Origin of the sequence: Benzoatithermus flavus, assembly GCF_037908215.1 — a bacterium.
Lineage (GTDB): Bacteria > Pseudomonadota > Alphaproteobacteria > Geminicoccales > Geminicoccaceae > Benzoatithermus > Benzoatithermus flavus.
The window spans coordinates 514,759-524,509 of sequence record NZ_JBBLZC010000001.1; the positions used below are offsets into that span (position 1 = coordinate 514,759).

Here is a 9,751-nt window from a genome sequence, read left to right on the forward strand (position 1 = left end):
GGTGGCCTCGACGACGCGGCGCTCGCGGCGCGACATCGGCGAGGGTGTCCTCGCTGCTCTCCTGCTCGCACCGGCCGGAGCACTGCTCGCCCTTATCGTGCTGTTCCCGATCCTGCGCCTGTTCTGGCTCTCGCTCCACGAGGTCCGGCTGTCCGAGCCCTGGGCGGGGCAGCCGTTCGTGGGCCTTCTGAACTACCGGGACATCTGGGCCGATTCCCGCTTCTGGCGCAGTCTCGCCCATACGCTCCTGATCACCGGCATCACCGTGCCGGGCGCTCTTTGCGTGGGCCTGGGCCTGGCATTTCTCGCCAACCTGCCGTTTCGGGTCCGCTGGCCGGTGCGTCTCGCCCTGCTCCTGCCCTGGGCGCTGCCGCTCGTGTTCTCGGGCCTGATCTTCGCCTGGTTCTTCGACACTTCCTACGGTGTGGTCAACGACGTGCTGGCGCGGCTCGGGCTCGAGGGGCCGGCCTGGCTCAGCCGTCCGGGCCCGGCGATGGCCGCGATCTGTATCGCCATCGTCTGGAAGACCTCTTCTTTTTGCGCGCTCGTGCTGCTGGCCGGACTCCAGACCATCCCGGACACGCTCCACGAGGCGGCGGCGATCGACGGTGCCGGGCGCTGGCAGCGCTTTCGCCACATCACCCTGCCGCTCCTGAGGCCCGCGATCATGGTGGCGCTGATCTTCCGCACCATCACCGCGATCCAGACCTTCGACATCCCCTTCGCCATGACCCGCGGCGGCCCCGGCGATGCCACCGAGACGCTCGCCATGTACGTCCGCACCACCACGCTCGACTTCCTCGATTTCGGCTACGGCAGTGCCCTTGCGGTCGTCATGTTCCTGATCTCGATGGCGGCGACGGCCTGGTATCTGCGCTGGATCCGGGGTACCAGCGAGTGACCCCCGACCGCGTCCGGGCACCGGGCAGGATCTGGCTGCGGCTGGCGGCTCTTCTCGTCGTCCTCAACGGCACCTTCCCGATGATCTGGATCTTCCTCACCTCGCTCAAGACCGAGAGCGAGCTGACGCGGCGGCCGATCACCTGGCTTCCGCTCGAGCCCACGCTCGCGAACTACGTGAGGGCGTTCGCGGACCAGCCCTTGTGGCTCTACGTCGTGAACTCGCTTGTCGTGGCCCTCCTCTCCACCGCCCTCTCGATCCTGGCGGCGTCACTCGCGGCCTACGCCCTCGCCCGGCTGCGGGTCCGCGGCCGCGAGCTGATCCTGGCAGCGCTCGTCGCCGTCTCGACCTTTCCCCTGATCACGCTGTTGGTGCCCTTGTTCCAGATCATGCGCGGCCTCGGGCTCCTCAACACCTATCCCGCCCTCGTCCTGCCCTATGCCGTCCTCAACCTTCCCGTCTGCACGCTCGTGCTCGTGAGTTTCTTCGAGAGCATCCCCAAGGATCTCGAGAACGCCGCGATGCTCGATGGCTGCACCCGGCTGGGAGCGCTGTGGCGGATCGTGATCCCGCTCTCCGCACCCGGCATGTTCACGGCCGCCATCCTCGCCTTCGTCAATGCCTGGGACGAGTTCCTCCTGGCGCTCTCCTTCCTCGGCAGCCAGCGCATGCGCACGGTCTCGGTCGGCATCACCCTCTACCAGGGCGAGTTCGCCTTCCCCTGGCCCCTGATCTCGGCGGCACTCATGATGGCGCTGCTGCCGGTCGTGGTGCTGATCGTGCTGTTCCAGGAGCGGGTGGTGAGCGGCCTGACCCAGGGCGGGCTCAAAGGCTGAGCGGCCGCCGTCCACGCGTCTCGCTCCTTGATCTCGATCAAGCGGTCGTGCCGAGCGCGGTGCTAACCAACCACGCATCAACGCGTCGCAAAAGGCCCGTCCATGGCGTCGTCCCGCAGCCTCGAGCCACCGCTCTCCCCGGTCCTCCTGGCCGGGCTCGTCTTGCGCCCCTTGCCGCTGGCGCCGCTGCAGATGGCGCTCGATGCAGCGCTCGGCGCCATGCGGCGACGTCATCCGGCGGTGTTCGAGAAGATGGCCGAGGCCGGCGAGCCCTCGTTTCTGATCGATGCCATCGACCTGCCGCTGGCCTTCCGGCTCCACTTCCGAAGGCGGGGTCCGCGGCTGCTCGCGACCCGCAGCAAGCACGACGACGGGGCGACGGCCACCGTGCGGGGCCCGTTCCGGCTCCTCCTCGCCCTGCTCGAGGGTCGGCTCGACGGCGATGCGCTGTTCTTCTCGCGCGAGCTGATCGTGGAAGGCGATACCGAGGCCGTGCTGGCCTTGCGCAACGCCGTCGATGGTACGGGGATCGAGCTCGTGCGGGATCTGCCGGCGGCCTTCGGGCCGCTCGCCGGCATGGCCGGCAGGGCACTCGGGCTAGCGCAGCGGCTCCACGAGCGGCTCGACCACGATCTCGGCCTCTTGCAGCAGGCCCTGACCGCGCCCTTGCGCCACCGCCAGGCCGGTGCGGAAGCACGCCTCGCCCGGATCGAGCAGCGGCTCGAGGGCCTCGCGCGCAGCGTCGAGCGTCGCCGGAGTGTCGCCTGATGGCCGCCGCAGCCAATTCCTCGCTCGAGCTGGTCTGCCCCGCCGGCACGCCGGCGGCGCTGCGCACCGCGGTCGACGCCGGGGCGCACGCGGTCTATTGCGGCTTTCGCGACGAGACCAACGCCCGCAACTTCCCCGGCCTCAACTTCGATCGCAAGGAGCTGGCCGAGGCCGTCGCTTACGCCCATGCGCGCGGCGCCAGACTCCTCGTCGCCGTCAACACCTACCCGCGCGCCGGCGAGGTGGCGCTGTGGCGCCGGGCCGTGGACGACGCCGCCCGGCTCGGTGCGGATGCCGTGATCCTGGCCGATCTCGGCCTCCTCGCCTACGCCGCCGACCGCCACCCCGATCTCCGCCGCCACCTCTCCGTCCAGGCCTCGGCCTCGAACCCGGCCGCGATCGCGTTCTACGCCCGCACCTTCGGCGTACGCCGAGTGGTGCTGCCGCGCGTGCTCACCGTGGCCGAGATCGCGGCGCTCAACCGCGTGCTCGACGTCGAGACCGAGGTGTTCGTGTTCGGAGGCTTGTGCGTCATGGCGGAGGGGCGCTGCTCGCTCTCCTCCTACGCCACCGGCAAGTCGCCCAACATGAACGGCGTCTGCTCGCCCGCGAGCCACGTGCGCTACGAGGATCGTGGCGGCAGGCTGGTCTCGCGCTTGGGAGCCTTCACCATCAACGCCTTCGCGCCCGAGGAGCCCGCGGGCTATCCGACGCTGTGCAAGGGCCGCTTCGTCGCCCTGGGCGAGGCCTCGTATCTCTTCGAGGAGCCGACCAGCCTCTCCACCCTCGCCATCCTGCCCGACCTCGTGGCCGCCGGCGTCACGGCGATCAAGATCGAGGGCCGGCAGCGCGGCCGGGCCTATGTCGAGGCCGTGGTGCGCGCGTTCCGCGCCGCTACCGACGCGCTGGCCAAGGGCGAGCCCATGCCCGCGATCGACCTCGCCACGCTCGCCGAAGGCGGCAGTACAACGACGGGCGCCTACCACAAGACCTGGCGCTAGGAAGCCGAAACGATGCCGGATGCTCCTGCGGTCCTCACGCTCGGGCCGGTCCTGTTCCACTGGCCGGCCGCTGCCTTGCGCGATTTCTATTTCCGCATCGCCGACGAGGCGCCGGTCGAAACCGTCCATCTCGGCGAGGTCGTGTGCTCGAAGCGCCTGCCCTTCTTCGCCCCGCACCTGCCCGAGGTGATCGAGCGGCTGCAGGCGGCCGGCAAGGAGGTCGTGCTCTCGAGCCTCGCCCTCGTCATGGACAAGCGCGAGGCCGCTTCCATGGCCGAGCTCTGCGGCGATGCCGAGCCCTTCCTCGTCGAGGCCAACGACATGGCGGCCGTGGGCCTCCTCGCCGGCCGGCCGCACGCGGTGGGCCCCTTCGTCAACGTCTACAACGAGGCCACGCTCGCCTGGCTCAAGAGCAACGGTGCGGTGCGCGTCTGCCTGCCCGTCGAGCTGCCGGAAAGCTCGATCCGGACCCTGGCAGCGGTCGAGAATGTGGCACTCGAGCTGATGGTCTGGGGCCGGCTGCCGCTCGCGCTTTCGGCGCGCTGCTATCACGCCCGCGCGCACGGCAGGCGCAAAGACGATTGCCGCTTCGCCTGCGGCGAGGACCCGGACGGGATGGACGTCACCACGCTCGACGGCGAGCCGTTCCTCACCGTCAACGGCATCCAGACCATGTCGCATAGCTGCGTGAGCCTCGCCCACAGGCTCGAAGAGCTTCGGGCCGTCGGCGTGCGCCGGTTCCGCCTCTCGCCTCAGTCCTGCGACATGGTCGCCGTGGCGCACGTCTTTCGCGCCCTGCTCGACCGGGCGCTCGACGCCGAGGAGGCCGAGGCCCGGCTCGCGGCCCTGTTCCCCACGGCACCGCTCTCGAACGGCTTCCTGTTCGGACGCGAGGGGGTTCTGCACGTGCGCCCCGGTTGAGCCCCCTTGTGGACAGACGCCGGCTTCGGCCCTAAGCCAGCCCGCACCACCACGAGGAAGATCGGGGCCGGTCGATGCGTCTCGACCTCGCGCGCCTGCAGGAGCTTCATCTCGCCGACCTTCGCAGCGTCGGGACCGCCGCCGCGGGTGTCACCGAGCGCGGACCCTTCCGGCTCGAGGCTCATGCGCCCGGCATCGTCCGCCTGACCATCGGCAGCCGCACGCTCCCGGATTACGGCCTCGTCACGGCCTCGCCCGAGCCCTGCGGTGTCCGGCTCACACCCGTCCCGGACGGTCTCCTGCTCGCGGCCGGGCCGCTTCGCGCCACCATCGTGGCCGAGGACTTCCAGGTCACGCTCGCCCGAAACGGCACGACGCTCTTAGGCCCGCCCAAGGACGCGCACTTTCGCCGCCGCTACCGGCTGCCGCGCTTCGCCGCGACCGAGAAGGGCTTCTTTCTCGCCATCGATCTCGCCGAGGGCGAGCCGGTCTACGGCCACGGCGAGAAATGGAGCCGGCTCGACCATCGCGGCCAGTGGCTGGTCTCCTGGAACGAGGACGCGCTGGGCGTCAATGCCGAGGCCTCCTACAAGAACTGCCCCTTCGCCTGGTCACCGCGCGGCTGGGGACTGTTCGTCAACACACCGGGGCGGGTGAGCCACGGTGTCGGCTTCGCCCCCCTCTCGCACCGCTCCTACGCGCTCGAGGTCGAGGACGAATGCCTCGATCTGTTCCTGATCGCGGCCGCGGACCCGGCCGGCATCCTCGAGCGCTTCACCTGGCTCACCGGCAGGCCCGGAGCGGTGCCGCGCTGGAGCCTGGGCGCCTGGCTCTCCAGGGCCTATTACCGCGACGCCGACGAGTTCCTGGGTGCGGCGGCCAAGGTGCGCGAGCTGGCCTTGCCCATGGATGTCATCACGCTCGACGGCCGCGCCTGGCAGGACACGCGGACCCGCTTCGCCTTCCAGTGGGATTCGCGCCGCTACCCCGAGCCCAGAGCCGTGCTGGGTCGCGCCGGGGAGCTGGGCTTTCGCGTGTGCTGCTGGGAGTATCCTCTGGTCTCGGTGCACAACCCGGCCTTCGCCGAGCTCGCCGCCAAGGGCTTCTTCCTCACCGACGAGCGCACGGGCGATCCTTGGCTGCACGAGTGGGACCCGGCACCCTTCGGCGGCGTGCTGACGCCGCTGCCCACCTCCGGCATCATCGACTTCACTCGGCCCGAAGCCTGGGCCTGGTGGCGCGACCGCCACGCCACCCTGTTCGCGGCCGGGGTCGACGTGATCAAGTCCGACTTCGGCGAGCAGGTCCCGGACAGCCCCTATTGCCGTGCCTGGAACGGCGATCGCGGCCCACGGCTGCACAATGTCTATGCCCTCCTCTACAACGCCTGCGTCCACGAGGCGCGCGAGCGCTTCCTGGGGCAAGGCCTCGTCTTCGCCCGCGCCGGCTGGGCGGGCTCGCAGCGCTACCCCGTGCAGTGGGGCGGCGACCCGCAGGCCGACTGGGGCGGGCTCGCCGCCTCGATCCGCGGGATGCTGTCCTGGTCGTGCTCCGGCAATCCCTGGTACGCCACCGACATCGGCGGCTTCTACGGCGGCCCGCCCGAGCCTTTGCTGTTCGTGCGCTGGTGCCAGGCGGCGGTGTTCGCCTCGCACATGCGCTTTCACGGGCTGGGTGAGCGCGAACCCTGGCTGTTCGGCGAGGAGGCGCAGAATCTGGTCCGCGCTACCCTCGAGCTGCGCTATAGCCTGATCCCCTATATCGAGCGCAGCCTGGCGCTGACCTGCGCCACCGGCGTGCCCCTGTGCCGGCCGATGCCGCTCGCCTTCCCCGAGGCACGCGAGGCGCACGCCTTCGACACCCAGTATCTGTTCGGACCCGATCTTCTGGTCGCGCCCGTGCTGGCACCGGACGGCGAGGTCACGGTCTGGCTGCCGGACGGGGTGTGGTGGGACTGGCACGAGCTGGAACGGCATGTCGGACCGAAGCGGCTGCGCCTCGCTCTGCCGCCGGACCGTTTCCCGTTGTTCGTGCGGGAGGGGGTCGAGATCCCGTTGGCGATACCCGTGCAGCGCACGGCCGAATGGGGCGAGGGCGACATTCCGCTTGCGGCCGTCCGGCGGTTCGCATGATGCAGGACAGAAGACGACGGAGAGGAAGCATGAACGAGCCTCTGGTCATCGGGGTGGACGTGGGCACGGGCAGTGCGCGGGCCGGCGTGTTCGACACGGCCGGGCGCTGCCGCGGCCGGAGCCAGCATCCGATCCGCCTGCGCCGGCCACGGCCGGAGCACGCCGAGCACAGCTCGGAGGACATCTGGCAGGCGGTCTGCCGCTCGGTGCGCGAGGCCGTGGCGGAGGTCGGGGTCGAGCCCGAAGCGATCCGCGGCATCGGCTTCGACGCCACCTGCTCGCTCGTCGTGCGCGACGAAGCCGGCCGGCCGCTTTCGGTCTCGACTGACGGCGCCTCCGAATGGGACACGATCGTCTGGCTCGATCACCGCGCCGTCGCCGAGGCCGAAGCATGCACGGCGAGCCGCCATCGAGTGCTCGACCATGTCGGCGGGACGATGTCGCCCGAGATGGAGACGCCGAAGCTGATGTGGCTGAAGCGCCACCTGCCCGAGACCTGGGCGCGCGCCGGCCTGTTCCTGGACCTCGCCGACTATCTCACCTGGCGTGCGAGCGGCAGCGTGGCCCGCTCCGAGTGCACGCTCACCTGCAAATGGACCTACCTCGCCCACGAGACGCCGGCCTGGCAGCAGGATTTCTTCGCCGCGATGGGCATTCCCGACATGCGCGACCGCGGCCGCCTGCCGGATCGCGCCACCCCGATCGGCAGCGATCTCGGCCCGCTCACACCGCAGGCCGCCCAAGACCTCGGCCTCAGCACCGCCTGCCGGGTGGCGATGGGCCTGATCGACGCCCATGCCGGGGCGCTCGGTGTCCTGGGTGCGGCCGCGGCCGAGGGGCCGGCGGCGCTGGATCGGCAGATCGCCATGATCGCCGGCACCTCGACCTGCCACATGGCGCTCTCGGCCGAAGCGCGGCCCGTGCGCGGCGTGTGGGGACCTTATTTCGGCGCCGTGCTGCCGGGTCTGTGGCTCAACGAGGGCGGCCAGTCGGCATCGGGAGCGCTGCTCGACCACATCGTGGCGCTCCATGCCGCCGCACGCGATCTCGAAGGCAATCCGCACGCGGCGATCACGGCGCGGATCGACGAGCTGCGTGCGCGCGAGGGCGAGGACTTCGCCAAGGGCCTGCACGTGCTGCCGGACTTCCACGGCAACCGCTCGCCCCTGGCCGACCCGCACGCCACCGGCGTCGTCAGCGGGCTGACCCTCGACCACTCCTTCGATTCGCTCTGCCGCCTCTACTATCGCACCGCGGTCGCGGTGGCGCTCGGCACCCGCCACATCCTGGACGCACTGAACGAGAAGGGCTGGCGGATCGACACGCTGCACGTGGCGGGCGGCCACACCAGGAACCCGCTCCTGATGGAGCTCTATGCGGATGCCACCGGCTGCGCCGTCGTCACCCCGGCCGAGGATGCGGTCCTCTTGGGCTCGGCCATGACCGCCGCCGTCGCCGCCGGGCTCCATCCCTCCCTGCCGGCGGCCGCGGTCGCGATGAGCCGGACCGACGAGATCCGCTCGCCCGACCCGGCTCGGCGGGCCGGCTTCGATCGCGACTATCGGATCTTCCTCCTGATGCACGAGCAGCGGCGCGCCATCGACCGCATCGTGCGCGGCGCGGCGTGAGCAGACGGCGGGCCGTCAGGCGGCGGCCACGGCCCGCATGAACGCCGCGAGCTTCCGCTCGTCGAGCCGGCCTTCGGTGCGCAGGCCCGTGCACAGATCGACCCCGAACGGCCGGACGGTACGGATCGCCTCGGTGACGTTCTCGGGCGTGAGCCCGCCCGCGAGGAACACCGGCACGGGCGAGGCCTGAGCGATGCGCCGGCTGATTTCCCAGTCGTGCACGCGGCCCGTGCCGCCCAGGACCTTGACCGGTGCATCGGGCACGCCGCTGTCGAGGAGGAGCGCGTCCACCCGCCGGGCGACGTCGAGCGCTTCCGCGATCGTGCGCTCGCCGGTGACGTGCACCACCTGCACGATCTTGAGCGCCGGCAGCTCGCGGCGCAAGCGCGCATAGGCCTCGGGTGCGACCGCATCCACGATCTGGATCGCCGTCGGCGCCACGTGCCGGGCCTGCTCGACCAGCGCTTCCGGATCGGTGGCGCAGCTCAGAAGGAAGCTCGCCACGGGCGGTGGCGTCGCCGCCGCGAGGCTTCTCGCCGTATCGAGGTCGATGATCCCGGTTCCGCTCGGCATGGGCCCCACGAGCCCCAGCGCGTCGGCGCCGTAGCGGACGGCGAGTGCCAGCGCCTCGGGGCTGGTGATGCAGCAGATCTTGACTCGCGTACGCAAGCCACGTGCCCTCTGATATGACCGACAGGCCGACAGCGACCGGATGCCGAGCCGGACTCGGACCTGCCTCGTCGGCTGCCACCGCGATTGTCAGCGCGATGCGCGTCCTTTAAGCCTGCTCGCGTCCCAGAACAACGGTGCCGCCTCATGCCGAACCTGGTCGTCGTCAACCATCCTCTGGTCCAGCACAAGCTGACCCTCATGCGCATGAAGCAGACACCCGTCGCCGAGTTCCGGCGGCTCGTGCGCGAGGTGGCCCTGCTCCTGGGCTACGAGATCACGCGCGACCTGCCGCTCGCGACGGCCGACATCGAGACTCCGCTCATGCCGATGCAGGCGCCGCTGCTCGCCGGCAAGAAGGTCTGCCTGGTCTCTATCTTACGCGCCGGCAACGGCCTCCTGGAAGGCATGCTCGACCTCATGCCCTCGGCCCGTGTCGGCCATATCGGCCTCTATCGCGACCCGGCGACGCTGCAGCCGGTCGAGTACTACTACAAGGTGCCGCAGGACGTGGCCGACCGGCCGGTGATCATCGTCGATCCCATGCTCGCGACCGCGAACTCGGCCGTGGCCGCCGTGAGCCGCGTCAAGCGCGACGGGGTGAAGGACATCAAGCTCGCCTGCCTACTCGCGGCTCCCGAGGGGGTGAAGCGGATGAACGATGCGCATCCCGACGTCACCGTGTTCACCGCCGCGGTCGATCAGGGCCTCAACGACCACGGCTACATCCTGCCCGGCCTGGGCGATGCCGGCGATCGGATCTACGGCACGCGCTGAACGGCGCTCGGCGGAACCCACGGCCGGCATCCGCCCGCCGGCGCGGCAGCCCGCTCATGGGCTGCCGCGCCCGGTTTCTCCCGGTGCCGGGCTCAGGCCATGTACTGGCCGCCGTTGG

The 9,751-nt window shown here is 70.6% G+C and carries 9 protein-coding genes; 8 read left to right on the forward strand and 1 reads right to left on the reverse strand.

The features are described 5' to 3' along the window. Window position 1 precedes the first annotated feature (1 nt). The 7 genes from U1T56_RS02360 to U1T56_RS02390 all read left to right on the forward strand — a co-directional run bounded on the left by U1T56_RS02360 (window position 2) and on the right by U1T56_RS02390 (window position 8,187). On the forward strand, window positions 2–901 hold the full coding sequence (locus U1T56_RS02360) for a carbohydrate ABC transporter permease (protein WP_418157818.1): 900 nt from the start codon (window positions 2–4) through the stop codon (window positions 899–901). A 29-nt stretch (window positions 902–930) separates the two neighbouring features. Further along, window positions 931–1,737, forward strand: coding sequence for a carbohydrate ABC transporter permease (locus U1T56_RS02365; RefSeq protein ID WP_418157842.1), 807 nt, complete (start codon window positions 931–933; stop codon window positions 1,735–1,737). A 102-nt stretch (window positions 1,738–1,839) separates the two neighbouring features. Then, entirely contained in the window at window positions 1,840–2,505 is a 666-nt protein-coding gene (ubiT, locus tag U1T56_RS02370; protein WP_418157819.1) for a ubiquinone anaerobic biosynthesis accessory factor UbiT, read from the forward strand. After that, window positions 2,505–3,506, forward strand: coding sequence for a ubiquinone anaerobic biosynthesis protein UbiU (ubiU, locus tag U1T56_RS02375; RefSeq protein WP_418157820.1), 1,002 nt, complete (start codon window positions 2,505–2,507; stop codon window positions 3,504–3,506). The genes ubiT and ubiU overlap by 1 nt, the downstream gene beginning before the upstream one ends. A gap of 12 nt (window positions 3,507–3,518) precedes the next feature. Beyond that, window positions 3,519–4,427, forward strand: coding sequence for a ubiquinone anaerobic biosynthesis protein UbiV (gene ubiV, locus U1T56_RS02380; protein WP_418157821.1), 909 nt, complete (start codon window positions 3,519–3,521; stop codon window positions 4,425–4,427). A 74-nt stretch (window positions 4,428–4,501) separates the two neighbouring features. Continuing rightward, entirely contained in the window at window positions 4,502–6,559 is a 2,058-nt protein-coding gene (locus U1T56_RS02385) for a TIM-barrel domain-containing protein (protein WP_418157822.1), read from the forward strand. A 29-nt stretch (window positions 6,560–6,588) separates the two neighbouring features. Then, window positions 6,589–8,187 carry an FGGY-family carbohydrate kinase gene (locus tag U1T56_RS02390; protein WP_418157823.1) on the forward strand — a complete coding sequence of 533 codons (1,599 nt, stop codon included), beginning with the start codon at window positions 6,589–6,591 and terminating at the stop codon, window positions 8,185–8,187. A gap of 15 nt (window positions 8,188–8,202) precedes the next feature. On the opposite strand, the gene U1T56_RS02395 is transcribed toward U1T56_RS02390, so the two are convergent. Next, on the reverse strand, window positions 8,203–8,856 hold the full coding sequence (locus tag U1T56_RS02395; protein ID WP_418157824.1) for a phosphoribosylanthranilate isomerase: 654 nt from the start codon (window positions 8,854–8,856) through the stop codon (window positions 8,203–8,205). 147 nt (window positions 8,857–9,003) lie between these two features. On the opposite strand from U1T56_RS02395, the gene upp reads away from it, so the two are divergent. After that, window positions 9,004–9,633 carry a uracil phosphoribosyltransferase gene (gene upp / locus U1T56_RS02400; protein WP_418157825.1) on the forward strand — a complete coding sequence of 210 codons (630 nt, stop codon included), beginning with the start codon at window positions 9,004–9,006 and terminating at the stop codon, window positions 9,631–9,633. The last annotated feature ends 118 nt before the right edge of the window (window positions 9,634–9,751 follow it).